Below are 23,103 nucleotides of genomic sequence, written 5' to 3'. Positions count from 1 at the left end.
GCTCCTCCTTCTCAGTTGACTGTTGGCGACAAGCGACGCTCGGCGAGCGCGGTCGCGTAGAATTGATTGCCCTCGCGGCGGACGAGGAGGACCTCGTCGCCGGCGTGGAGTTCGGACGATTCCTCGTGCGGTTCGACCATCAGGTGATGCACCTGGCCGTGCACGTCCCGCACCTTGGCGCGGGCGGGCGATCCGCTGCGGGCCACGCCGTCCGTGATCGTAGCGCGCCGGCCCAGCAGGCTGGCGGTGTTGACCGCGGTGGTATGGTCCTTGGGCATGATCGCTCCCAGCGGCCGGGCAAGCGCGCCCGTCACCGGAAGCGCAGCGCCGCCCGCCAGCAGCGCGGCAAGCCACGCATAGAGCGGTGCGCCGGTCAGGCTTTCCGCCAGTTCTTGCCCGCTCAGCCCGATCGCCGCGAAGACGAACAGGAACAGCGCGAACCACAAGGTCACCGGCAACCGGCCGATGCCGAGCAGTGCGAACAGCCCGTCCAGCGCGCCGGTTTCGATCAGGCCGTCACCATCGGCATCCGCGCCGATGTCGGCATCCCCGGCCATGTCGGATAGCCCGAACAGCTGGAAGATCGCGAGGACGAGCATGATCGCCAGCGCGCCTGCAAACGGCAGGTTGTGCGGTTCCAGCAATGTCATGATCCCCTCCCCTCAAATGCGCAGTGCGCCGCGCTCTCAGCCGGAGCCGAAAGCCCATCGTCCTACTGTTTTATCCATGCCAATCAGTTAGCAGAACGGGGGGTGTTTGGGTAGGAAAATCGGAAATCGATAGTACGATTTCTCCCGCAATCGCGGGCGTTTGTCTTCAATTCGGACGTTCGTGACTTCAGCTTGCCTTCAGGCGGAGCGGAAGCGTCTTGAGCCCGCCGACGAAGGTCGATTTCGCCCGCTTCGGTTCGCCCGCCAGTTCGACGCTGTCGATCCGGTCGAGCAGCGTCTCGAACAGGATGCGCATTTCCAGCCGGGCAAGGTGCAGGCCGAGGCACTGGTGCGCGCCTGCCCCGAAGGCGAGATGGCGGTTGGGGCTGCGGGCGGCGTCGAACTTGCGCGGGTTGTCGAACACTGCAGGGTCGTGATTGGCGGCGACGTAGTTCATCATCAGCCAGTCGCCCTTGGCGATCTGCTGCCCGCCGACCTCGGTATCCTCTGCAGCGGTGCGCATGAAGTGCTGCACCGGCGTGGTCCAGCGGATCGCTTCCTCGACGATCCCGCCCAAAAGCGAGCGGTCGGCCTTCACCTTTGCCCATTGTTCGGGGTCCTGCGCTAGGGCGAGCATCGCACCTGCCGTGCTGGCGCTCGTCGTATCGTGCCCGGCCGCGGCGAGAATGATGTAATAGCCCATCATGTCGCGGTCGTTGAGCGGCTCGCCGTCGATCACCGCATTGGCGATGGTGCTGGCGACATCGCCGGTCGGGTTGGCGCGCCGTTCCGCGGTCAGCTTGGCGAAATAGGCTTCGAAATCGGCCACTGCGCCCGCGACCAGCTGGGTGATCGCCTCGGGCGGCAGGTTCTTGATGCCGGACTGGTTGAGATCGTCGTCCTGCCCGCCGAACAGCTGCTGGGTAAGCATCAGCATGCGCGGCTCGTCTTCCTCGGGCACGCCCATGATCTGCATCACCACGTGCAGCGGATAGGGCGCGCTGACCGCCTTGACGAAATCGACCTCCTCGCCTTCGGCCAGCAGGCGGTCGACCGCGGCGGTGGCGATTTCGCGGATCTCGTCTTCAACCGAGCGCAGGTTCTTGGGCATGAACCATTCCTGCGTCAGCTTGCGGTACTTCATGTGAATAGGCCCGTCGAAGGTGACGAGGCTGGCGACGAGATGCTCGCTGCCGCCGGTCATCGCCTTGGCGAACTCGATCCCCTCGGTCAGGCTGAAGACGACCGTGTGCGGATTGTTGAGGAAGGTCGCATTGTCTTTCGACATGCGCATCACGTCGTCATAGCGCGTGACCAGCCAGAAGGGCGGGTGGGCATATTCCTCGCCAGGCTCGATCCAGGCGACGGGGTTCTCCTCGCGCAGCCGGTCGAAGGTGTCGAGCAGCGGGTCCCATGCGGCGTAGCTTGCCGGGTCCACGACCTCGCGAGCGGTCTCGCGGTCGAGTGTCGGCCGGTCCATGGTTGCCATCACGCCTGCTCCGTCTCTGCTTCGGCCTTCTTCTGGTATTCGTCGCGCAGTTCGCGCTTGTAGAGCTTGCCATTGGCCTCGCGCGGCAGCTGGGCGCGGAAGTCGAACAGCTTGGGCATCTTTATCTTGGCCAGCTGGGGGCTGAGGAAATCGCGCAGCTCGGCCTCGAGCGCTTCGCCGGCTTCACCCATGTCCATCGGCTGCACCACCGCGACGACCTTCTCCCCGAAGTCCGGGCAAGGCGCGCCGATGACGGCGGCATCCATCACCTTCTCGTGCGTGACGAGCAGGTTCTCGATCTCCTGCGGGTAGATGTTCACCCCGCCCGAGATGATCATGTGGCTCTTGCGGTCGGTGAGGTAGAGGAAGCCGTCCCCGTCCACGTGCCCGATATCGCCCAGCGTCATCCAGCCCTTGGGGTGCATGGCGTCGCGGGTCTTTTCGGGGTCGTTGTGATAGGTCGGGATCTTGTCGTTTTCGAAATAGAGCAGGCCGTCGGTGCCGGCCGGCACCTCGTTCCCGTCCGCATCGCAAACGTGCAGCACACCGTGGATCGCGCGGCCGACTGAGCCGGGGTGGGCGAGCCAGTCCTCGCTCTTGATCAGCGTCATGCCGATGCCTTCGGAACCGGCGTAATATTCGACGATGATCGGGCCCCACCATTCGATCATCTCGCGCTTGACCGGCACGGGGCAGGGGGCAGCCGCGTGGATGGCGCGCTGGTGGCTCGACAGATCGTATTTCGTGCGGATCGAGGGATCGAGCTTGAGCATGCGCACGAAGTGGGTCGGGACCCACTGGCTGTCGGTGACCTTGTATTTCTCGATCGCTGCCAGCGCGGTTTCCGGATCGAACTTCTCCATCACCACGATCGTCGCGCCGAGCCGGTGTGCGGTGGTGCACCAGCCGAGCGGGGCCGCATGGTAGAGCGGGGCGGGCGAGAGGTAGATCATGCTCCCGTCGGTCGGCCAGCCCACGCCCATGACGGCCAGTCCCACCAGCGGCGTCACGGCCAGCACGTCGTCATCGTCCGGCGGAGCGGGGCGGATGCCCTTGGGCCGGCCGGTCGTGCCGCTGGAATAGAGCATGTACTGGCCCGGCAGCGGATCCGCGATGGGCTCTGCCGGCTGGGCGGCAAGCGCATCTTCGAGGCTCTCTTCACCCGAACCGCCGACCAGCAGGACGGGGACGCCAGCGCACTCGCGCCGGATATCCTGCATCACTTCGTCGAAGGCATGAGTGGTGATCAGCAGCTTGGCGCCCGCATCGTCGAGGATGTAGCAGATTTCAGGCGCGGTCAGGCGGGTGGAGATCGGCACCATCATGATGCCGCAGCGCTGTGCGCCCCAGACCAGCTGGAGGTAGTCGGCATTGTTTTCCATCAGGATCGCGACGTGATCGCCGCGATTGAGCCCGCGCGCCCGCATCAGCTGCGCGAAGCGGTTGGCGTAGGCTTCCATCTCGCCATAGCTGACCGTCTTGCCGGAACCGGCCATGATGATCGCGGGATGGTCGGGTCGCGCCTGCGCGTGCGTGATTGGATGCATGCCTGTTTCTCTCTCCTCGCCGTCGGTCCTGTTGGCGGACTCATCCGGTTGCGGAAGGAAACCTACCTGCATGGCGCGCGCGGGCAAGAAAAAAGGCGCCGGAATGAACCGGCGCCTCTTCCTGCGAACCCGAAGGGCGCGAAGCCCCTGGCGTTATCGCCTCAATTTTCGTCTGCGCCGCCCTGGCCGCCTTCGCTGATGGCAAGCGCGAAGGCCTGCTGGGCGGACGATTCGACCATGTAGGGAACCGGGTTTACGGCGTTGCCGTCGATGCGGACTTCATAGTGCAGGTGCGGACCGGTCGAACGGCCGGTCGAACCGACGTAACCGATGATGTCGCCCTTCTTGACGCGGGCGCCGTCGGCAACTGCGATGCGCGACATGTGGGCATAGCGCGTCTGGATGCGGGCGCCGTGCTCGATCGAGACGAAGTTGCCGTAGCTGGAGAATTTCTCTGCCTTCGAAACGACACCGTCGGCAGTGGCATAGATCGGCGTGCCGGTCGGGGCGGCAAGGTCGACGCCCTTGTGGCCCATGCGGCGACCGAGAACCGGATGCGTGCGCATGCCGTAATCGCTGGTCAGGCGGGTATCTTCGAGCGGCATGCGCGAGGGGACCGAAACCTTCGGACCGGCGGTCAGGAGCGAGGCCTGGCCCGGATTTTCCCACTTGGCGAAAAGTTCGGTGAACTGTTCGTCCGCTTCGCCTGCGTTTTCGGCAGTAACCTTCGACACGTCGATGGCGCCGACCGCGGCTGCTGCCGCATTGGTTTCCGCGTGAGCCGGAGCGGCTGCGATGCTCATGCCTGCGGCAAGCATCGTCACTGCAATCGTGCTGCGCTTGGAAATCATTGCTAACCCGTCCTGTCGGCCCCATTGCGGGGCCGTTTTGCTTTCGACCGGTGGGCGTCCCGTGCCCTTGCCGATCATGTTTTTCAGTTCCGCCGGAACCCCCCGGCATCTCGTGAGTTTGGGTTATCGGCGGAAAAGTTAACTAAGCAATAGTCGCGTAGAAGTCCCGCGACAGACCGGCTGTCGAACGCGCCGAGTCGTTGAATGGTGGCTTAAGCCCTCCCGAAAAATGCGTCTGGACGAGTTTCTGCCATGATTCTGGCGGGTTCTCTCCGCGTCCCTCGCAAAGGGCACGAAAGTGCTTGGCGCCGTAGGCGACGTGGCGGATTTCGTCGTCAAGGATTCGTTTGAGGATTCGCGCCCCGTTCTCGTCCCCTTGCGCGCGCACGCGTTCGAGCGTTGCGGGCGTTACGTCGAGGCCGCGCGCTTCCAACACCATGGGCACGATCGCGAGCCGCGCGGCGACGTCATGCGCCGTGTCCTGCGCGGCGCTCCACAAGCCGTCATGCGCGGGCAATGCCCCGTAATAGGAACCGAGCGTCGCGAGCTTGCGCTCCAGCAGGGCGAAATGCATCGCCTCGTCCGCGGCGACCGCAAGGAAGTCGGAGACGAACTCCTCGCCCATCGATTCGCCGAACCGCCCGGCCATGTCGAGCGCGAGGTCGATGGCGACGAACTCTATGTGGGCCAGCGCGTGCCACAGGGCGATCCGCCCGCGCTCGGACCCGCCCTTGCCGCGCTTGGGCATCTGTCCCGGGGCGGCCAGCACCAGATCGCCCGGCCAGGCGGGGCGATCGGGCATGGGGCAGTCGAAGACCGGATCGAGCCTGCCCAACCGCCAGTCGCGCGCCACCTGCCTTGCAGCGAAGACCTTGCCCGTCTTGTCCCCGGTCAGCAGCGCCGCACGGATGGCAGCAGCAACCGATTGCCGCCGTGAGGTCATGCGCCCCTTGCCGCTTCGAGCACTTCCTCGGCGTGGCCCTTGACCTTCACCTTGGGCCAGATGCGCAGGATCGTGCCGTCGCCTGCCAGCAAATAGGTGGAGCGGACCATGCCGAGGAAGGTCTTCCCGTACATCTGCTTTTCGGTCCACACGCCGAGTTCGTCCGACAGGCCTCCCTCCTCCGCATCGGTCGCAAGGTCGACCGTGAGGGCGTGCTTGGCGATGAAATTATGGTGCTTCTTGGGCGAATCCTTGCTGACGCCAAGCAGGCGGACGCCCGCCTTGTCGAATTCGCCCTTCAGCGCGCTGAAGTCCTTGGCCTCTGTGGTGCAGCCCGGCGTATTGTCCTTGGGATAGAAGAAGACGACTGCTTTCGCGCCGGACAGGTCGGCCTTGGTCACCGTGCCGCCATCGGGCGTTTCCATGCTGAAATCGGGAAAGGCGTCGCCGACGTCGTAAGTGCTCATTCGTCCATCTCCAGTCTCTCGCCCATATGGGCGGTCCATGCCTGTGCCACTTCCGCCCGCGCATCATCGAATGCCTGGCGCAGCGCCGCGAAATCCTCGCAGCGGCAGATCCGCGCAAGGATCGCGCCCTGCGGGCCTGCCGGGATGGCGAGGTCGGGGGCGAGCAGGCGCGTACCCACCAGCAGCCGCGTCATCAAGTCGTGCGCATTGCCAAGACTTGCTGCCAGCAGGTCGCGCGCCGCCAGCTGCGCAATGGCGTCATCGAGGCGCGGGGTGAGCGCAATGCCGTCGCGCAATTGCAGGAAGTGGACGACGAATTCGAGGTCCACCAGCCCGCCGCGCAGCAGCTTGGCGTCGAGCGGCCCGCGCGGTGGCTTGTGCGCCGCCATTTCGCTGCGCATCTTGAGCAGGTCTTCCTTCAGCGTGTCCGGATCGCGCTTGCGGCAAAGCACTTCGCGCAGCCCCTCCTCGATCTGCGTGCGCGCCTCCTCGCTGCCGGTCAGCGCGCGCGAGCGGGTCAGCGCCATGTGCTCCCATGTCCAGGCGTCTTCGGCCTGGTAGCGCAGGAAGCTGTCGAGGCTTACCGCGAGCGGGCCCTGCGCGCCCTGGGGGCGCAGCCGTGTGTCGACCTCGTAGAGCGCGCCTTCGGCTGTCGGCACCGACAGTGCGGCGCTCACCCGCTGGGCGAGGCGGTTGAAATAGAGCGTGGCGCCGAGCGGTCGCTCGCCATCGGATTCGCCCTCGTGCGAGCCGGTGAAGAGGTAGACCACGTCGAGGTCGGAAGCATGGGTCAGCATGCCTCCGCCGAGCCGCCCGAGACCCAGCACGACCAGTTCGCTTCCTTCGATGCGTCCGTGGCGGGCCGCGAATTCCTCGCTCGCCGCCTGCTGCGCGATATCCAGCGCCGCTTCCGCCGTGCGCGAGAGGGCCTGCGCAATATCGAGCGGGTCGTGCGCTGTCTCGATCAGCTGCACGCCGAGCGCGAAGCGCGTCTCGCCGGTAACGATGCGGATCCGGTCGAGCCGGTCTTCATAGGTGTCGCCCCGCTCGCCGCGCATCATCGCTTCGGCCAGTTCTTCGCGGCTGCCCGGCAGGTCGAGCGCGCTGCGGTCGATCAGGGCGTCGACCAGTTCAGGGCGCAAGGCAATCGCATCGGCCAGCGGCGGGGCGAGCGTGAGGCAGTCGGCAAGCAACTGGAACAGGCCGGGTCGCGCCTCGAGCAGGCGGAACAGGTTCACCGCGCTGCTCAGCCGCGAAAGCAGCGTTTCCCAGCGGGCGACGGCGCGGTCCGGTTCGTCGGCAGCCGCCAGCGAATCGAGGAGCGGCGCACGGATCGCCTCGAAGGCGGACAGCGCCGCAGGGCTGCGCAGTGGCGGGTAGCGGCCATCGGTCCACGCCTTCACCCGCTCCGCCAGCTCGGGGTCGAGTTCCTTAGCTGGGGTCACCGGTGCCAAGTGGGGGCTGTCGGCAGGGACGGATCGCTCGTCCTCCGCCAGCAGCGCATCGTAGCGTGCCGCGACCGGTGCCGTGAGCGAGGCGATGTGTTCGAGCCATTCGGACCCGTCGGCAAACCCGTCCAGCCGCGCTGCATTGTCGAGCGCCTCGCCTTCGGGAAGCGAGTGGGTCTGGCGGTCGGCCACCATCTGCAGGCGGTGCTCGATGCAGCGAAGCCCGTCATAGGACGCGCCGAGAATGGCCGCGTCCTCGGTCGCGATATGGCCAGCAGCCGCCAAGGCATCGAGCGCGTCACGGGTCCGCTTGCAGCGCAGTTCGCGGTTGCGCCCGCCGTGGATGAGCTGGTGGGTCTGGGCGAAGAACTCGATCTCGCGAATGCCTCCGCGGCCCAGCTTGACGTTGTAGCCCGGCGCAGGGGCAGTGGGTCCGCGCTGCTGTTCGCGAATGCGGCGGGTCAGCTGGCGGATCGCGTCGATGGCCCCGAAATCGAGGCTGCGTCGCCAGACGAAGGGTCGGATATGGTCGAGAAAGCGCTCGCCCGCAGCGATATCGCCCGCGCATGACCGGGCGCGGATGAAAGCTGCGCGCTCCCACGCGATGGCCGAGCTTTCGTAATGGGTGATCGCCCCTTCTAGCGGGATGGCGAGCGGGCTGACCTCCGATGCGGGCCGCAGCCGCAGATCGACGCGGAAGACGTAACCTTCGCTCGTCACGTCGGCCAGCAGGCGGACCATCTCGCGCGCATAGCGCTGGGCCGCTTCGCCCGGCTCGTCGCGCTCGCGGCGTGCGAGGCGTTCCGGATCGTAAATCAGGATGGGGTCGATGTCGGAGGAGTAATTGAGTTCGCCCGAACCGTGCTTTCCCAGCGCGAGCGCAATCATCCCGTCCACCGGCGCGCCCTCGACCCGACGATCGATGGCCGCCTCCAGCGCGCGGTGCATGGCCCTATCGGCGAAGAGCGAAAGTTCGCGCATCACCTTGTCGAGATCGAAGGCCCCAGCGAGATCGCCGATCGCCAGCGCCGTCGCCAGCGCCCGTTTCTCGCGCCGCAGCGCTAGGCCCGCATCGGCGATCCCCTCGCCTGCGACCTTGGCCAGAGCCAGCGCATCGTCCCCGCGTCCCTTTTCGAGCAGTTCGGCAAGGTCGGGCCGGAGTTCCAGCCCGCGCGCGAGGTACGGTGCGTGGGCGCGCGCCCTTGCCAGTGCTCCGGACCAGTCGTCAGCCATGGCGCGCGGTGTGCCTGCGCGCGCCGGTGTGCGCAAGCTTGCCCTTGCGGCCCATGTGCTGCAACAAGCGCGGCGCAAACGATCAAGAGAGGTTGCCCCCCATGATACGCAATAGCCTGACCGCTGCCGCAGCCCTGCTGCTTGCCGCGTGCAACGCCGGCGGCGATGAGCCCGGCACGACCGGCCTCGATATCCCCGACATTGCCGCTGCGGACATTTCCGAAGCGACCATGAAGGAAGTGACCGAGGCCTTGTCCTCCGACGAATTCGAAGGCCGCATGCCCGGATCGATCGGCGAGGAGAAGACCGTCGCCCTGCTGACCGATCGGTTCAAGGCCGCCGGCCTCCAGCCCGGCAACAATGGCTCGTGGGTCCAGAAGGTCCCGCTGGTCGAGATCACCGGCAAGGATTACGCGCCGCTGACCATCTCGGGCAAAGGCTTCGACAAGGCGTTCGAATACAGCACGGACTGGGTCGGCGTGACCTATCGCGAGGATGCGAGGACGACGCTGGCGGACAGCGAGCTGGTCTTCGTCGGCTATGGCATCAACGCCCCCGAAAAGGGCTGGAATGACTACGAAGGCCTGGACATGACCGGCAAGACTGCGGTCATCCTCGTCAACGATCCAGACTTCGGCACGGAAGGCCTCGACGGGCCGTTCAACGGCAAGGCGATGACCTATTACGGCCGCTGGACCTACAAATACGAAGAAGCCGCAAGGCAGGGCGCGGCCGGCGCGATCATTATCCACGATACCGAGCCTGCATCCTACGGCTGGAACGTCGTCGAAAGCAGCTGGTCGGGGCCGCAGGCCTATGCCCAGCGCGGCACGGACGCTCCGCCGCTCACGCGTATGAACGGCTGGGTCCAGAACGAGATCGGCAAGGAAATCCTCAAGGCCGCTGGCCAGGACCCGGCCAAGCTGTTCGCCAATGCCAAGAAGAAGGGCTTCAAGGCCGTCCCGCTGGGCCTCAAGGCCTCGACCAGCTTTTCGAACGACATCCGCAAGTTCGAATCGCAGAACGTCATCGGCATCCTGCCCGGCAGCGAGGCGCCCGAGGAATACGTGATCCACACCGCTCACTGGGACCACCTCGGCCGCTGCACGCCCGCGCCTGACGGCGACGACATCTGCAACGGCGCAGTCGACAATGCGACCGGCACCGCGGCGCTCGTCGCGCTGGCCGAAGCGCACGCCAAGATCGGCCCTGCCCGCCGCACGCTAGTGTTCCTTGCCGTGACGGCCGAGGAATCCGGCCTGCTGGGTGCCGACTATTACGCGGCGAACCCGGTCTTCCCGCTCGACAAGACGGTGGGCGGCATCAACATGGATGCCTTCCTCATTGCAGGTCCCAGCAAGGACGTGACCGTGGTCGGTCCGGGCAAGTCGCAGCTCGACCAGTTCCTCGAAGCGGCGCTGACCGCCGACGGCCGTGTCGCCACGCCCAACCCGAACCCGGAAGCCGGTTACTACTACCGCTCCGACCACTTCGCCTTCGCCAAGCGCGGCGTGCCGATGCTTTATATCGACGGCGGCGAGGACCTGGTCGACGGCGGCAAGGAAGCCGGTGCGGCCCTGGCGCTCGACTATCGCGAGAACCGCTACCACGGCCCCAAGGACGAATACGATCCGAACTGGGACTGGTCGGGCGTGATGGCCGATTTGCAGCTGATGTACCGCATCGGCCGGATGCTCGGCATGAGCACGAGCTGGCCGAACTGGAACGAGGGTGACGAGTTCAAGGCCACCCGCGACGAGAACTGCGCATCGGCCGATACCGGCTGCTGATCCGATCAGGGCTCCAAAAAAAGAGCCGGTTCGCCAACGCGGCGGACCGGCCCTTTCTTTGTGCTTCGGCTATTTCAGCTTGCGAGCAGGCGCTCTGCAATGGCGCGCACTTCGGCGCCCATGTCCTCGCGTTCGAGGGCCAGCGCGAGCGTCGCTTCGACGAAACCGGTCTTGCTGCCGCAGTCATAGCGATTGCCGGCGAAGGTCACCGCGTGGAACGGCTGGTTGCCGATCATGCGGGCCATGGCGTCGGTCAGCTGGATTTCCCCGCCCGCGCCCTTTTCCTGGCTCTCCAGCACGCGCATGACTTCGGGCTGCAGGATATAGCGGCCCGAAATGATCTTGTTCGACGGCGCATCCTCGCGCTTCGGTTTCTCGACCAGGCCGGTGACTTCGGTCAGCGTGTCGGACACCTGCGCACCCGGAGCGATCACGCCGTAGCTCGAAACCTCGTCTTCCGGCACTTCGAGCACCGAGATGAGGTTTCCGCCCACCTCGTTATAGGCTTCGACCATCTGCTTCATGCAGCCGGGTTTTCCGATCATGAGCTCGTCGGGCAGCAGGATGGCGAAGGGTTCGTCACCCACGATGGCGCGGGCGCACCAGATCGCATGGCCAAGGCCGAGCGGGACCTGCTGGCGCACGGTGATGATGTCGCCGGGCGTGGCGCGGGTCGGGTCGAGCACGCTCATGTCCTTGCCGCGTTCGGACATGGTCGATTCCAGTTCGTAGGCCACGTCGAAATGCTCGACGATCGCGGTCTTGCCGCGGCCGGTCACGAAAATGATCTGCTCGATCCCCGCCTCGCGCGCCTCGTCCACTGCATACTGGATCAGCGGGCGGTCGACGATCGGGAGCAGTTCCTTCGGGATCGCCTTGGTGGCGGGCAGGAAGCGTGTGCCGAGGCCCGCAACGGGGAAAACGGCTTTCTTGATCGGCTTGTGCGTGGTCATGGCGGCGGGAGTTACGGCTGCCTCTCTGGCAGGTCAACAATTGGCGGAGATGCGTGTAGTAGGCAGGCGGGGTGACAGGTGCATGACGCTTGCCTGTACGCCACATGGCATTAAAGGCATCGGACCCATGGACAAACTTCTCATTCGCGGCGGCAACCGCCTCTCCGGCACGATCCCGATCTCGGGCGCGAAGAATGCCGCCCTGACGCTCATCCCCTGTGCCCTGCTCACCGACGAGCCGGTGACCTTGCGCAATCTGCCGCGGCTGGCCGATATCGACGGGTTCCAGCACCTGATGGGCCAGTTCGGCGTGGCGCACACGATCGCCGGCCACCGTCCGGAAGATTTCGGCCGCGTGATGACCATGGAAGCGCCGCGCATCACCTCGACGGTCGCCCCCTATGACCTCGTGCGCAAGATGCGCGCATCGATCCTCGTGCTCGGCCCGATGCTGGCGCGCATGGGCGAGGCGACCGTGTCGCTGCCCGGCGGTTGCGCCATCGGCAACCGCCCGATCGACCTCCACTTGAAGGCACTCGAAGCCTTCGGCGCCCATATCGAGCTGGCGCAGGGCTATGTCCGCGCCATCGCGCCCGACGGCGGCCTGCCTGGCGGCGAATACGACTTCCCCGTGGTCTCGGTCGGCGCGACCGAAAACGCGGTCATGGCTGCGGTTCTGGCCAAGGGCACGAGCAAGCTCATCAATGCCGCGCGCGAGCCGGAAATCGTCGACCTCTGCAACCTGCTCGTCGCGATGGGCGCGGAGATGGAAGGGATCGGCACGTCCGAACTCACCATCCATGGCGTGAAGCGGCTGCACGGCGCGACCTACCGCGTCATGCCCGACCGTATCGAGGCGGGCTCCTATGCCTGCGCGGCGGCCATCACCGGCGGCGAAGTGCTGCTGGAAGGCGCGAATTTCGACGACATGGCATCGACCATCCACGCGCTGCGCAACATCGGCGTCGAGGTCGAACAGGTTAAGGGCGGCGTCCACGTCGCTGCCAACGGCCCGCTCAAGGCGCACAATCTGACGACCGCGCCGTTCCCCGGCCTTGCCACCGACATGCAGGCCCAGCTGATGAGCCTGCTGTGCAAGGCGGAAGGCACCAGCGTGCTGAAGGAAACCATCTTCGAGAACCGCTTCATGCACGTGCCCGAACTGGCGCGCATGGGCGCCAATATCGAGACCAGCGGACGCACCGCCGTCGTGCGCGGCCCGGTCGAGCTGACCGGCGCGGAAGTCATGGCGACCGATTTGCGCGCATCCATGAGCTTGGTCATCGCCGGCCTTGCCGCCGAAGGCGAGACGACGGTGCGCCGTCTCTATCACCTCGACCGCGGTTACGAGCGGCTGGAAGAGAAGCTCCAGCTTGTCGGCGCTGATATCGAACGGGTCGGCGACGACTGAGCGCCTGGGCCGGACCTTTCCCGAATGCGGTTCGTTGAACTTTCGACGAACCCATTGGAAAGGAAGGCATCATGATCCTCAAGCTCGCAGCACTCGGCGCGCTCGGCTATGCCGGGTACAAGTATTACGAAAAAAACCAGAAGGAACGCGGCGGGGTGGCCTTTGCAGCCGGTGAACCGGCAGGCGCGTTCCGCAACGCAGGCTCAGAATCGACCGCAACGGTCGGCGACCGGATGAGCAAGACCGACGAAGCTCTCGACGAGACTTTCCCGGCGAGCGACGCGACGGCGAAATACTAGGTCCCGACGGACCTTAGTCTTCGGGGGCGGCAGGAGCGATCCTGTCGCCCCCTTTGCTTGCGGGCTGCAATTCGTGGGTGGCCAGCCAGACGCGGATGGCACCAGCAAGCCCGGGAGGCGTGTCGCTGCGGATCCGCTCGGCATCGATGCTGGCGACCAGCGTGTTCACCGCCAGGCCCCTGCGTGCCGCGGCCCGGCGCAAGAGGTCCCAGAACACCGGCTCAAGGCTTACCGAGGTCCGGTGCCCTTCGATGCGGACGGAGTACTTCTTCGGCGGGTGGTAAGGCGTCTCCATAAGTTACTGATATAACGACTGTGCCCGCGGCCGCACGAATTTTTTGGGGTAGCTTGCAGCGGTGCCTCGCCTAGTAAGTGCGTGATGACGCGCACGCTCGACGCCCTGACCGACAAGGAAAAGGAGGCCCTGCGCCTCATCCTGCGCGGCCACGACGCCAAGTCCAGCGCGCGCGAACTCGACCTTTCCGTCCACACGATCAACGAGCGCCTGCGCGGCGCACGGCGCAAGCTGGAAGTCACCAGCAGCAAGGAGGCTGCGCGGCTGCTGCTGGAAGACGAGGGCGGCATGGCCGAAATGCTGGGACACAAGCATTTGGGGGATGCGTCGATAGAGGCATCCGCCGATGCTGGGGCAGTTTCGGGCGATGACCGTCCGAGGCAAACTCGAACCATACTGATCGGAGTTGCCCTAATGTCCATCATCCTAGCCGCCATGCTCGCCCTTCAGGCCCCGACGCCAGATGCCCCGCCCATTGCTCTTCCAGCCGCTGTAGCCGAAGAAAGCCCCGGGAAGCCCGTGGGCCCGGCGATGCGCGAGAGGCTGGAATCGGCCGAGCGCGCTGCCCTCGTCATGCTGGGGGTGGCGGACAAGGACGAATTCGACCTGACGGCCAAGTCTTCCGATCGGACCGACCCGAATTTCGCCGCATGGAACGCGCTTGCCGAAAGGCGGCAGCAATTCGGCAAGGCGCTAAGCCGCGATACGCACCGGATCGACATCATGGAAAGCAACGGCCGCGACCAATGGATCGTCCGCTTCCTCACCGATTTCGAACGCCTGCAAGGGACCTACGAAAAGATCACCCTTGTGCGCGACGGAACGGGTTTCGTCGTGAAGGACTACGAGATCGAGTAGCAGTGCACTCGCCCGCGGATCAGTACATGTGCTGGCCGCCGTTGATGCTCATGGTCGAGCCGGTGACGAATTCGGCATGTTCCGATGCCAGGAAGCTGACCCCGCGGGCGATCTCGCTGGCCTTGCCGAGGCGGCCGACCGGGATCTTGGCGACGATCTTTTCCAGCACCGGTTCGGGCACTGCGGCGACCATGTCGGTATCGATGTAGCCGGGAGCGATCGCATTCACGGTGATGCCGAAGCGCGCGCCTTCCTGCGCCAGCGCTTTGGTGAAGCCGTGGATGCCGCTCTTGGCGGCGGCATAGTTGACCTGACCGTACTGGCCGGCCTGCCCGTTGATCGAACCGATGTTGATGATCCGGCCCCAGCCGCGCTCTTTCATCCCGGCGAAAGTCGCCTTGGCCATGTTGAAGCAGCCGCCGAGGTTGGTGCGCATGACCGCGTCCCAGTCCTCGTAGCTCATCTTGAGGAGAGTGCCGTCGCGCGTGATGCCGGCGTTGTTGACCACGATATCGATCGGGCCGTGTTCTTCCTCGACCTTCTTGCAGGCTTCCTGCACGGCTTCGTAATCGCCCACGTCGAACTTGACGGTCGGGATGCCCGTTTCTTCGGTGAAGCGACGTGCGGCATCATCATTGCCGGCATAGTTGGCGACGACCGTGCAGCCGCGTTCGTCACGCAGGCGTTCGCAGATTGCGCGCCCGATGCCGCGCGTGCCCCCGGTTACGATGGCAACTCGTCCCATTGTCGATTCTCCCAAGCTTTCCGTAGCGTTCGCTGAAGGCATAGGCGTGCGGATATGACGAGGTAAAGGCAATCCGCCTTTGGTCGGAGCCGTTCAATCGTATTCGTTCGGGAAAGTGCCTGCGAAGGCGCGGGTCAGAAGCGGATCTGCGTGCCCACGTAGACGGCCTGGTCGTCTTCCACGCCATTGGTCAGCGGGGCGAGACGGTCGCGATCCTGCGACAGGCGGACGCCTGCCGTCACGTCGAGATTGCGGCTGAGGCTGTACGAGCCGCCGAGGTCGAGCTGCTGCGAACCAGCGCCCTCCAGAGTGCGCGGCGAAGCGCCTGCGCGGCCCTGCTGTTCAAGCGCGATGCGCGACTGGAAGCGGCTGGGCGCGTCCTTTGCGTCGGCGCGATAGGTCGACAGGTCGGGCATGGCGATATCGCGAATGCCGGTCGGGACCGTCGCGGCCGAGCGGGTCGGCTGCGTGAAGCTCTGGTAACCGCGCGCGACGCCGAGATTGTAGCGCGTAGCCGCAAGCGGCGAGGCACCATCGGCAGCGACCACGCTGGCGATCGTATCGCGCGGCGAACGGCCCGAAATCGACGAGGCGAGGTTCTTGTCCACGCGGACGGCGAAATTGACGGTGCGTTCGCGAAGGTTGCGCGGCTTGCTGGCCGGGGTGAAACGCAGCGCGTCTTCCCCGATCACCGCCGCGACGCGCGCGGCCAGTTCCGGATCGACGCCGGCCGGCGTGAAGGGCACGAATTCCATCGATTCGGGAGCGGCTTCGGGCGAGCCGGAGACGACCGCGAGGCCGGCGCCCGGAATGGCCAGCGCAAGGACGGCAGCCGTCAGCACGACCGGAGCGAGCCGGTTCTTGCCTTTGCTGTCATGCCTGTCGGCCATTGGAACTCTATCCTCTTCGTCAAGGTCAGCCTGCTATTGAAGCAGGCTGCGACTTAACCGTTCCCGAACGGCGGATCGTGCGTGCGACTCGCCTGTGAACCAAAGAGATTAGGACCCGCAGGCGAGCCTTGCCAAGCTTTTCCACAGCATGGGGCGGCAATGGGGGAAAGGTGTTGCCCCCTCTCCACAAATAGCCGCACAATTCAGCACATATTCACGGCCTGGCGGTGCCTATGCGGCCAAGCCGGTGCTTGCCCGCAAGCGCTCAGGCTTTATAGAGCCGACCAACACAGTTTCTCTCAAGGATCGTTCATGACCATCACGCGCAGCTTCCGTCGCCCCGCCGCCATCGCCGGCCTTGCGGTCGCCACCCTGGCGCTGGCCGCTTGCGGCGGCGGTGAACGCCCGCGCGCGGACCTTGCTGCCTCGCAGGTTTCGACCATCGGCGTGAACTCTTATCTCTGGCGCGCCTCGCTCGAGACCGTCAGCTTCGCCCCGCTGCTCCAGGCCGACAGCGCCGGCGGCGTGATCGTCACCGACTGGTACGCCAACCCGAGCAATCCGGGCGAACGCGTCAAGATGACCGTCACCATCCTCGACCGCGACCTGCGCGCCGATGCCCTGCGCGTCGCTGCCAGCCGCCAGGTCAACCAGGCCGGCAACTGGGTCGATGCACCGGTGCAGGCCGCCACGGTCCAGCGCCTGGAGGACATCATCCTCACCAAGGCCCGCGAACTGCGCCGCCAGGCGATCGCCAACTGATTCTGACGGGTTCCATTTACGCCCGAATTGCCTAAGGGCTTCGGGCATGAGCGATACCCGTTTCGATCCGACGTCCGCAGACCCGCGCTGGCAATCAGCGTGGGAGGACGCGCAGACCTTCCGCGCCGACAGCAACTCCGACAAGCCGAAGAGCTATGTCCTGGAGATGTTCCCCTATCCATCGGGGCGCATCCACATCGGCCACGTGCGCAACTACACCATGGGTGACGTGCTGGCGCGCTACAAGAAAGCGACCGGGCACGAGGTCCTGCACCCGATGGGGTGGGACGCCTTCGGCATGCCGGCGGAAAACGCCGCGATGGAAAAGGGCGTCCACCCGGGCGGCTGGACCCGCGCGAATATCGAACACATGAAGGCGCAGTTGAAGCGCCTCGGCTTCGCGCTCGACTGGAGCCGCGAGCTGGCGACCTGCGAGCCTGACTATTACGGCCACGAACAGGCGCTCTTCATCGACCTGTACGAAGCGGGCCTCGTCTATCGCAAGGAAAGCGAGGTCAACTGGGACCCGGTCGACATGACCGTGCTCGCCAACGAGCAGGTGATCGACGGCAAGGGCTGGCGTTCGGGCGCGGAGGTCGAGAAGCGCAAGCTGAACCAGTGGTTCCTCAAGATCACCGACTTCGCCGAGGAACTGCTCGAAGGCCTCGGCAGCCTCGAGAACTGGCCCGACAAGGTCCGGCTGATGCAGGAAAACTGGATCGGCAAGTCCAAGGGGCTGGAATTCAGCTTCGACCTGTCGAACGGCGAGAAGCTGCCGGTCTATACCACGCGCCCCGACACGATCTTCGGGGCGAGCTTCGTCGCCGTTGCGGCCGACCATCCGGTCGCGCAGGGTATCGACAGCGCCGAGGCGCGCGCCTTCATCGCGGAATGCAAGAAGGGCGGGACCACTGCCGCCGAACTCGAAACCGCCGAAAAGCTGGGCTTCGACACCGGCATTACGGCCAGGCACCCGTTCACCGGCGCGGACCTGCCGGTCTACATCGCGAACTTCGTGCTGATGGATTACGGCACCGGTGCGATCATGGCCGTGCCGGGCCATGACCAGCGCGATTTCGAATTCGCGACCAAGTACGGCCTGCCGATCCCGCGCGTCGTCGCGGCGAGCGCCGAGGATGCCGGCAAGCCCTTCGAGGGCGAGGCCGAAGCGGGCGAGGGCGTGCTGGTGAACTCCGGCTTCCTCGACGGCATGAATGTCGAGGATGCGAAGCGCGAGATCATTGCCCGCATCGAGGCCGAGGGTCGCGGCACGGGCAAGACCGTCTGGCGCCTGCGCGACTGGGGCGTCAGCCGCCAGCGTTACTGGGGGACGCCGATCCCCTTCATCCATTGCGGCACCTGCGGCGTGGTCCCCGCGCCCAAGGACAGCCTGCCGATCACCTTGCCGGAAGATGTCGATTTCCAGACGCCCGGAAACCCGCTGCTGCGCCACCCGACCTGGAAGCATGTCGATTGCCCCAAGTGCGGCGGCAAGGCTGAGCGCGAGACCGACACGCTCGACACCTTCGTCGACAGCTCGTGGTATTTCCTGCGCTTCGCCAGCCAGCCGGCTGACCGGCCCTTCGATCCCGAAGAAGTCGCCAAGTGGATGCCGGTCGAACAGTACATCGGCGGGATCGAACATGCGATCTTGCATCTGTTGTACGCCCGTTTCTGGACCCGCGCGCTCGCCCACATGGGCCAGATCGAGGTAAAGGAGCCCTTCGCCTCGCTGTTCACACAGGGCATGGTCACGCACGAGACTTATCGAGTTTTCATTCCAGACGATAAGGGCAATACCAGTGCACCGCGTAGCTACTTTGTCTCACCTGACGAGGTCGAGCGCCGCGACGGCAAGGTGTTTGAAATCTCTAGCGGCCTTGAAGTTGACGTCGGCCGCGTCATCAAGATGTCGAAGTCGAAGAAGAACGTCGTCGACCCCGACACCATCATCGACACCTACGGCGCCGATGCGGTCCGCTGGTTCATGCTGTCCGATAGCCCGCCCGAACGCGACCTGCCGTGGTCGGAAGCGGGGATCGAGGGCTGCTCGCGCTTCGTCCACCGCCTGTGGCGCCTGTTCTCGGCCTATGAGCCGCAAGCCGGGGGCGAGGACAAGGCGCTCGATCGCAAGACGCACCAGACCATCGCCGCCGTGGCGCAGGACATCGAGGCGCTTGGCTTCAACAAGGCCGTCGCGCGCATCTACGAGCTAACCGGTGCGGTCGAGAAAGCGAAAGGCTCTGCCAGCCGCAGCCAGGCGATCCGCACGCTGGTCCAGCTTGTCGCCCCGATGATGCCGCACCTCGCCGAAGAGGCCTGGGCTGCGCTGGGCGAAGGCGGAATGGTCGCAGATGCCGCATGGCCGGCCGTCGATCCCGCCCTGCTGGTGGAGGACGAAGTTACCATCGCCGTCCAGCACATGGGCAAGCTGCGCGACACGCTGACCGCTCCCAAGGGGGCGTCTAAGGAAGACCTCGAGGCCATGGCGCTGGCGTCCGAAAAGGTACAGCGTTCGATCGACGGGGCAGAAGTACGCAAGGTCATTGTCGTGCCCGACAGATTGGTGAATATCGTCACCTGATGCGCATTCTCGCCGCCACTTTCGCCTGCCTCGCGCTGTCCGCCTGCGGCCTGGCGCCCATGTATGCGGGCGGCGGCAGCGGCGAGGTCGCGCGCGGTCTTGCCGCCGTCGACGTTCCGCCGATCGCGGGCCGGGCAGGCTGGCTGGTTCGGGGCGAACTGAACGACCGTTTCGGCGCGGCAGGAGACAGCACGCCGCGTTACCGGCTCGACGTCAGGCTCGACGACAATCTCGAAGCGCTTGGCATCCTTGCCGACGATACCGTCAGCCGCGAACGCCGCACGCTGCGCGCCCGCTACCAGCTGGTCGATGCCAGCACGGGCGAAATCCTCCTCGATGCGACCGAAGGCGCCGATGCGGGTATCGACGTGGTGTCGAGCGAATATGCGACCATTGCCGCCGAACAGACCGCGCTCGAAAACCTCGCCCGCGAAATTGCCGACAGGATCGTCACCCGCGTGGCGCTGACGCTGCGCCAGCAGTGAAGGTCAAGGGCAACGAATTCGCCGCAAAGGCACGCGGTATGGCGCAGGATTGCGCTATCTTCTTCTTCTGCGGGCAGGACGAGGCCGGGGCGAGCGCTGCAGCCAGCGATCTCGTGACCATGCTGCCCGAGCCGGGCGAACGGGTTGAAATCTCCGGCGCCGACCTCAAGGCTGATCCCGCCCGGCTGGGCGACGAGGCGCGTTCCACCTCGCTGTTCGGCGACAAGCGCCACATCTGGTGCCGCGTGGCAGGTGACGAGGCGCATGACGCGCTCCAGACGCTGATCCAGACCGGCGAAGCCGGCGCGGGCGAAGCTTGTCCCGTGATCGTCGTGGCGACCTCCGCCACCGACAAGTCGCGCACGGCCAAGCTGCTCGAAAAGCGCAAGGACGCGGTCGTCGCCATGTTCTACCCGCCGGACTTGCGTTCGGTAACCCAGGCCGTTCGCGGGATGGGCGATGCGTCCGGCATCCGGCTCGACGGTGCGGTGGCCGAGCGGATTGCCCGCGCGGCCAATCTCGACGTCCGGCTGGCGCAGAGCGAGGTGACCAAGCTCGCGACCTATCTCGATGCCTCGCCGCAGTCGCCCAAGCCGGCAACGATGGAACACCTCGACGCGATCGGCGCGGCGAGTGAGGAGGACGGCTTCGCCAGCCTCGTCAACGCGGTGCTGGGCGGTCAGGCCAACCGCGTCGGCCCCGAAATCGCGCGGATGAAGCAGATCGGCCTCAACCCGGTCGGCACCCTGCTGGCCTTCGAGCGACGCGCGGCCCAGCTGGCGCGGATTTCGGCGGCGCTGGGCAACCGGCGCTACCAAGACCTCGACAAGGGCCAGAAGGCCCGCCTCGGCATCTTCTGGAAGGAAGAGCGCGACATTGCCGAACAGCTCCAGCGCTGGCGCGGTCCGAAACTCGACCGGCTGACGCACGGCCTGACGCGCCTGCACCGCGACCTGCTGACGAACAGCCAAGCCTCGGAACTGCTGCTCGCGCAGGGCCTCACCAGCATCGCGCAGATCGCGACCCGCCGCTAGTCTCCCCGCAGCCAGCGCGCCGTGGCCGCGGTGGCTAGGCCATCGCGCCGGGTCGGTCCGTCAAGGAGGCTTCCTGCGACCGACAGGCCGCGCCGGGCCAGCTGGCCGGCACGGGCAAGGCCGCCCGCACTTCCTTCCGCCTCGTCGAGCGGGTGCTGCGCCATCCGGTCCGCCCCGCCGCCCAGCGTCAGCCCGGCAATGGCATTGATGTCCCTGCGGGCGGCGGGTTGCTGGACCAGCAACGCCTCGGCCCGCTCGACCTCCTCTGCCGGGACGGCCACCGGGCATCCGCTCGCATCCACGAGCCCCGGCCGGAACCAGCTGTCGGTAAGCGCCAGCACGAGCGCAGCGGCGCGCTCATACCCTTCGCGCTGCGCCGCTTTCCAGAACCGCGGCCAGTCGATGACGCGCTTGCGGGTGAGGTAGTCGATGTCGGCCAGTGCGAAGGGGCCGACATTGAACAGGTGCGAGCAGGCGCAATGCACCACGAGATGCGCCAGCATGTCCTGCGCTGCGGGCACCCGCATATCCAGCACCTCGTCGAAGACTGACCGCTCAAGCAGCCCCGCATCGTCGCAGCGCGGCATGTCGAGGCCTGCGAGCGGTGCGCTCGCCCAAGCACGGGCGTGCAGTTCGCACAGCACGCCGTCGGGCGAGACGAGGAGCGGCAGATGCGTTTCCTCGCACGCCAACCGGTCGAGCAGTTCCGGCGTCGCCGCCGGTCCCTGCCAGCCCGCATCGCGCAGGGCTTTGTAGGCTTCCACCGCGCGGTCCTGCGGAACCAGCAGGTCGATGTCGCGCATGACCCGTTCTGCAGGGGACGGCCAGACGCTCCACGCAAGCGCCGATCCTTTCAGCGCGACCGCCTCGATGCCGAGACCTCCAAGCAGCGTTGCCGCCTGCGCCAGGGCCCGCCGCTGCGCGAGCACGGCGATGGCGTTCGCCCGGTGCGCCGTTCGCCAGCCCTCGGCGATGTCCTGCGGCACCTCGACCGGCATCTCGCCGCGCGACAGCCGTCCGTGGAGATGCGGCCCCAGCCGGTGCGCTTCGGCGAGCGCATCCAGCGCCCGCCATTCGGTCGGCGAAAGCGCGCCCAGTTCGCCCGCGCGGCAGCCGGCCAGCGCGAGCAGGCGCGGCTGCATCAGTCCTGCGGGACGGAGAAGGTGCCGGTCACGCGTCCGCCGGACTCGCCCGTCTGGCCGGTGACCGAGGACGAGCCGCTGGCGCGCCCGTCGACGCTCGACACGCCGCTGGCGAGATCGATTACGAGACGCCCGCCATTGAGCGTGTCACTGCCGCGATTGAGGCGAACGTTGCCGGCCATGGTGATGATGCGGCGGTTGAAGTCGTAGACCGCCGTGTCGCCGCTCGCCCGCTCGTTGCCGCGCGCCACGGTCACGCCGCCGGTCGCAAGGATGCGCTGGATTTCGAGCGTGCCCTGGTCCGAATAGTCGATCACCGTGCGCGCCGCATTGAGCGTGAGGCCGGCCTGCGTGATCCGCACATTGCCCGACAGCACCACGCGGTCCTGCCGGTCCTGCAGCTCGATCCGGCCTGCGTCGAAGGAGACGGGCGCGTTCGAATTGTGGCTGGCGATCGCCTGGGCGTTCAGCTGGATGCCGCCGAGCGCCGCGCAGGTCAGCGCGAAACCGGCGACCAGCGACTTGGTCATGGCGGGCAGGTGGTGCTTGATCATGGCATTCTCAGCTTTCCGGGTTCCATGCGCAGGCGCGCATTGCCCACGAGGGTTACTGTTCGCTCGGCAAGGTCGGCTTCGAGCCGGTCGGCGCGGAACGTGCCTGCAGGCACCGCCCCTTCGACGCCGCCCGCGCCGGTGACCTGCTTGGTAGCAAGGTCGACCGACACGCCGGTGGCGCGCATGCGATAGCCGTCGGCGGCCTCCATGCGCATGGTGCCGGCCACGTCGATGCGCTGCTCGTCGATATCGTACTGCCCGCCCTCGGCGCTGATCCGCGCCGGACCATCGGCCATCAGCAGGCGGGCGACGATATCGCTCATGCGCACGATCCCTTCCGCGCTCGACCGCTGGACGGCCTCGTCGGCGGTGAGCGAGAACGGGCGGCCCTGCGCGTCCTGTCCGCGGTAAAGCGCATTGTCGACGCGCAGGCGTTCCTGGATCACGGCCACGTCGTTGCGGTCGAGCAGGAAGCTGATCTCGCCGCGCGGGCTGAGCGGGGTGATCAGCATGAGCGCGGCAATTACGCCCACGCCCATAGGCAGGGCACGGGCAAGGAAGTGGACCAGCTTGTCATGGCTCCCGCCGGGCGCGGCGAAGTGCTGGCGGCGCGAGCGGAGCTGCTGCGCCTCCTGCGTTTCGATCCTGCGCTTGCGGAACACCATGGGTGCGG

General features: G+C 66.3%; 22 protein-coding genes. 8 read left to right on the top strand and 14 right to left on the bottom strand.

Features of this window, described 5'->3' with window-relative positions:
- Positions 1–11 precede the first annotated feature (11 nt).
- The 7 genes from GRI42_RS10765 to glnE all read right to left on the bottom strand — a co-directional run bounded on the left by GRI42_RS10765 (position 12) and on the right by glnE (position 8,628).
- Positions 12–650, bottom strand: a complete 639-nt coding sequence (locus GRI42_RS10765) for an OB-fold-containig protein (RefSeq protein ID WP_160608491.1) — start codon at positions 648–650, stop codon at positions 12–14.
- A 187-nt stretch (positions 651–837) separates the two neighbouring features.
- A complete protein-coding gene (locus GRI42_RS10760) occupies positions 838–2,139 on the bottom strand; it encodes a cytochrome P450 (RefSeq protein WP_160608490.1) in 1,302 nt (433 codons plus the stop codon).
- Positions 2,139–3,686, bottom strand: a complete 1,548-nt coding sequence (locus tag GRI42_RS10755; RefSeq protein WP_160608489.1) for an acyl-CoA synthetase — start codon at positions 3,684–3,686, stop codon at positions 2,139–2,141. The genes GRI42_RS10760 and GRI42_RS10755 overlap by 1 nt, the downstream gene beginning before the upstream one ends.
- A 161-nt stretch (positions 3,687–3,847) precedes the next feature.
- Positions 3,848–4,537, bottom strand: a complete 690-nt coding sequence (locus GRI42_RS10750) for a M23 family metallopeptidase (RefSeq protein WP_234033935.1) — start codon at positions 4,535–4,537, stop codon at positions 3,848–3,850.
- 142 nt (positions 4,538–4,679) lie between these two features.
- The gene (locus GRI42_RS10745) at positions 4,680–5,480 is read right to left on the bottom strand and encodes a ferritin-like domain-containing protein (protein ID WP_160608488.1); all 801 of its coding nucleotides are present in this window, start codon (positions 5,478–5,480) and stop codon (positions 4,680–4,682) included.
- A complete protein-coding gene (locus tag GRI42_RS10740; RefSeq protein ID WP_160608487.1) occupies positions 5,477–5,947 on the bottom strand; it encodes a peroxiredoxin in 471 nt (156 codons plus the stop codon). The genes GRI42_RS10745 and GRI42_RS10740 overlap by 4 nt, the downstream gene beginning before the upstream one ends.
- A complete protein-coding gene (gene glnE / locus GRI42_RS10735; RefSeq protein ID WP_160608486.1) occupies positions 5,944–8,628 on the bottom strand; it encodes a bifunctional [glutamate--ammonia ligase]-adenylyl-L-tyrosine phosphorylase/[glutamate--ammonia-ligase] adenylyltransferase in 2,685 nt (894 codons plus the stop codon). Before glnE ends, GRI42_RS10740 begins: the two co-directional genes overlap by 4 nt.
- 101 nt (positions 8,629–8,729) lie before the next feature.
- Between glnE and GRI42_RS10730 the strand changes: the two genes are divergently transcribed.
- Positions 8,730–10,418: a M28 family metallopeptidase gene (locus GRI42_RS10730; RefSeq protein ID WP_199800458.1), complete on the top strand. Its 1,689-nt coding sequence runs from the start codon at positions 8,730–8,732 to the stop codon at positions 10,416–10,418.
- Positions 10,419–10,492: 74 nt separating this feature from the next.
- On the opposite strand, the gene galU is transcribed toward GRI42_RS10730, so the two are convergent.
- Positions 10,493–11,371 carry a UTP--glucose-1-phosphate uridylyltransferase GalU gene (galU, locus tag GRI42_RS10725; RefSeq protein ID WP_160608485.1) on the bottom strand — a complete coding sequence of 293 codons (879 nt, stop codon included), beginning with the start codon at positions 11,369–11,371 and terminating at the stop codon, positions 10,493–10,495.
- Between the two features lie 127 nt (positions 11,372–11,498).
- Between galU and murA the strand changes: the two genes are divergently transcribed.
- Both murA and GRI42_RS10715 read left to right on the top strand, forming a co-directional pair.
- The gene (gene murA / locus GRI42_RS10720; RefSeq protein ID WP_160608484.1) at positions 11,499–12,782 is read left to right on the top strand and encodes a UDP-N-acetylglucosamine 1-carboxyvinyltransferase; all 1,284 of its coding nucleotides are present in this window, start codon (positions 11,499–11,501) and stop codon (positions 12,780–12,782) included.
- Positions 12,783–12,853: 71 nt separating this feature from the next.
- Positions 12,854–13,081, top strand: a complete 228-nt coding sequence (locus tag GRI42_RS10715) for a hypothetical protein (protein WP_199800457.1) — start codon at positions 12,854–12,856, stop codon at positions 13,079–13,081.
- Between the two features lie 13 nt (positions 13,082–13,094).
- Here GRI42_RS10715 and GRI42_RS10710 read toward each other — a convergent pair whose 3' ends face one another.
- A complete protein-coding gene (locus tag GRI42_RS10710; protein WP_160608483.1) occupies positions 13,095–13,376 on the bottom strand; it encodes a ribbon-helix-helix domain-containing protein in 282 nt (93 codons plus the stop codon).
- Positions 13,377–13,460: 84 nt separating this feature from the next.
- Between GRI42_RS10710 and GRI42_RS10705 the strand changes: the two genes are divergently transcribed.
- Positions 13,461–14,234, top strand: a complete 774-nt coding sequence (locus GRI42_RS10705; protein ID WP_160608482.1) for a helix-turn-helix domain-containing protein — start codon at positions 13,461–13,463, stop codon at positions 14,232–14,234.
- A 19-nt stretch (positions 14,235–14,253) separates the two neighbouring features.
- Here the strand turns inward: GRI42_RS10705 and phbB are convergent, their stop codons facing one another.
- Complete coding sequence (gene phbB, locus GRI42_RS10700) at positions 14,254–14,979, bottom strand: acetoacetyl-CoA reductase (protein WP_160608481.1); 726 nt, start codon at positions 14,977–14,979, stop codon at positions 14,254–14,256.
- Positions 14,980–15,113: 134 nt separating this feature from the next.
- Positions 15,114–15,869 carry a hypothetical protein gene (locus GRI42_RS10695; protein ID WP_160608480.1) on the bottom strand — a complete coding sequence of 252 codons (756 nt, stop codon included), beginning with the start codon at positions 15,867–15,869 and terminating at the stop codon, positions 15,114–15,116.
- Between the two features lie 312 nt (positions 15,870–16,181).
- On the opposite strand from GRI42_RS10695, the gene GRI42_RS10690 reads away from it, so the two are divergent.
- Genes GRI42_RS10690 through holA form a run of 4 tightly spaced genes read left to right on the top strand, consistent with a single transcriptional unit; the run spans position 16,182 to position 20,734 of the window.
- Positions 16,182–16,631, top strand: coding sequence for a DUF3576 domain-containing protein (locus GRI42_RS10690; RefSeq protein WP_160608479.1), 450 nt, complete (start codon positions 16,182–16,184; stop codon positions 16,629–16,631).
- 46 nt (positions 16,632–16,677) lie between these two features.
- A complete protein-coding gene (gene leuS / locus GRI42_RS10685; protein ID WP_160608478.1) occupies positions 16,678–19,215 on the top strand; it encodes a leucine--tRNA ligase in 2,538 nt (845 codons plus the stop codon).
- A complete protein-coding gene (lptE, locus tag GRI42_RS10680; protein WP_160608477.1) occupies positions 19,215–19,700 on the top strand; it encodes an LPS assembly lipoprotein LptE in 486 nt (161 codons plus the stop codon). Before leuS ends, lptE begins: the two co-directional genes overlap by 1 nt.
- Entirely contained in the window at positions 19,697–20,734 is a 1,038-nt protein-coding gene (holA, locus tag GRI42_RS10675; RefSeq protein ID WP_160608476.1) for a DNA polymerase III subunit delta, read from the top strand. Before lptE ends, holA begins: the two co-directional genes overlap by 4 nt.
- Here the strand turns inward: holA and GRI42_RS10670 are convergent.
- The 3 genes from GRI42_RS10670 to lptC are packed head-to-tail and all read right to left on the bottom strand — an operon-like array spanning position 20,731 to position 23,095.
- The gene (locus GRI42_RS10670; protein ID WP_160608475.1) at positions 20,731–21,876 is read right to left on the bottom strand and encodes a nucleotidyltransferase family protein; all 1,146 of its coding nucleotides are present in this window, start codon (positions 21,874–21,876) and stop codon (positions 20,731–20,733) included. The genes holA and GRI42_RS10670 overlap by 4 nt on opposite strands.
- The gene (locus GRI42_RS10665) at positions 21,876–22,430 is read right to left on the bottom strand and encodes an LptA/OstA family protein (RefSeq protein WP_160608474.1); all 555 of its coding nucleotides are present in this window, start codon (positions 22,428–22,430) and stop codon (positions 21,876–21,878) included. The genes GRI42_RS10670 and GRI42_RS10665 overlap by 1 nt, the downstream gene beginning before the upstream one ends.
- On the bottom strand, positions 22,427–23,095 hold the full coding sequence (gene lptC / locus GRI42_RS10660) for an LPS export ABC transporter periplasmic protein LptC (protein ID WP_160608473.1): 669 nt from the start codon (positions 23,093–23,095) through the stop codon (positions 22,427–22,429). The genes GRI42_RS10665 and lptC overlap by 4 nt, the downstream gene beginning before the upstream one ends.
- Between the last annotated feature and the right edge of the window lie 8 nt (positions 23,096–23,103).

Origin of the sequence: Qipengyuania gaetbuli (assembly GCF_009827315.1) — a bacterium.
GTDB classification, from domain to species: Bacteria; Pseudomonadota; Alphaproteobacteria; order Sphingomonadales; family Sphingomonadaceae; genus Qipengyuania; species Qipengyuania gaetbuli.
This window is presented reverse-complemented; position numbering and strand designations above follow the sequence as displayed.

What these genes read in the sequence shown, in the direction of transcription:
- GRI42_RS10765 (WP_160608491.1), bottom strand. Translation starts at nt 650, where the DNA reads ATGACATTGCTGGAACCGCACAACCTGCCGTTTGCAGGCGCGCTGGCG.
- GRI42_RS10760 (WP_160608490.1), bottom strand. Translation starts at nt 2,139, where the DNA reads ATGGCAACCATGGACCGGCCGACACTCGACCGCGAGACCGCTCGCGAG.
- GRI42_RS10755 (WP_160608489.1), bottom strand. Translation starts at nt 3,686, where the DNA reads ATGCATCCAATCACGCACGCGCAGGCGCGACCCGACCATCCCGCGATC.
- GRI42_RS10750 (WP_234033935.1), bottom strand. Translation starts at nt 4,537, where the DNA reads ATGATTTCCAAGCGCAGCACGATTGCAGTGACGATGCTTGCCGCAGGC.
- GRI42_RS10745 (WP_160608488.1), bottom strand. Translation starts at nt 5,480, where the DNA reads ATGACCTCACGGCGGCAATCGGTTGCTGCTGCCATCCGTGCGGCGCTG.
- GRI42_RS10740 (WP_160608487.1), bottom strand. Translation starts at nt 5,947, where the DNA reads ATGAGCACTTACGACGTCGGCGACGCCTTTCCCGATTTCAGCATGGAA.
- glnE (WP_160608486.1), bottom strand. Translation starts at nt 8,628, where the DNA reads ATGGCTGACGACTGGTCCGGAGCACTGGCAAGGGCGCGCGCCCACGCA.
- GRI42_RS10730 (WP_199800458.1), top strand. Translation starts at nt 8,730, where the DNA reads ATGATACGCAATAGCCTGACCGCTGCCGCAGCCCTGCTGCTTGCCGCG.
- galU (WP_160608485.1), bottom strand. Translation starts at nt 11,371, where the DNA reads ATGACCACGCACAAGCCGATCAAGAAAGCCGTTTTCCCCGTTGCGGGC.
- murA (WP_160608484.1), top strand. Translation starts at nt 11,499, where the DNA reads ATGGACAAACTTCTCATTCGCGGCGGCAACCGCCTCTCCGGCACGATC.
- GRI42_RS10715 (WP_199800457.1), top strand. Translation starts at nt 12,854, where the DNA reads ATGATCCTCAAGCTCGCAGCACTCGGCGCGCTCGGCTATGCCGGGTAC.
- GRI42_RS10710 (WP_160608483.1), bottom strand. Translation starts at nt 13,376, where the DNA reads ATGGAGACGCCTTACCACCCGCCGAAGAAGTACTCCGTCCGCATCGAA.
- GRI42_RS10705 (WP_160608482.1), top strand. Translation starts at nt 13,461, where the DNA reads ATGACGCGCACGCTCGACGCCCTGACCGACAAGGAAAAGGAGGCCCTG.
- phbB (WP_160608481.1), bottom strand. Translation starts at nt 14,979, where the DNA reads ATGGGACGAGTTGCCATCGTAACCGGGGGCACGCGCGGCATCGGGCGC.
- GRI42_RS10695 (WP_160608480.1), bottom strand. Translation starts at nt 15,869, where the DNA reads ATGGCCGACAGGCATGACAGCAAAGGCAAGAACCGGCTCGCTCCGGTC.
- GRI42_RS10690 (WP_160608479.1), top strand. Translation starts at nt 16,182, where the DNA reads ATGACCATCACGCGCAGCTTCCGTCGCCCCGCCGCCATCGCCGGCCTT.
- leuS (WP_160608478.1), top strand. Translation starts at nt 16,678, where the DNA reads ATGAGCGATACCCGTTTCGATCCGACGTCCGCAGACCCGCGCTGGCAA.
- lptE (WP_160608477.1), top strand. Translation starts at nt 19,215, where the DNA reads ATGCGCATTCTCGCCGCCACTTTCGCCTGCCTCGCGCTGTCCGCCTGC.
- GRI42_RS10670 (WP_160608475.1), bottom strand. Translation starts at nt 21,876, where the DNA reads ATGCAGCCGCGCCTGCTCGCGCTGGCCGGCTGCCGCGCGGGCGAACTG.
- GRI42_RS10665 (WP_160608474.1), bottom strand. Translation starts at nt 22,430, where the DNA reads ATGATCAAGCACCACCTGCCCGCCATGACCAAGTCGCTGGTCGCCGGT.
- lptC (WP_160608473.1), bottom strand. Translation starts at nt 23,095, where the DNA reads ATGGTGTTCCGCAAGCGCAGGATCGAAACGCAGGAGGCGCAGCAGCTC.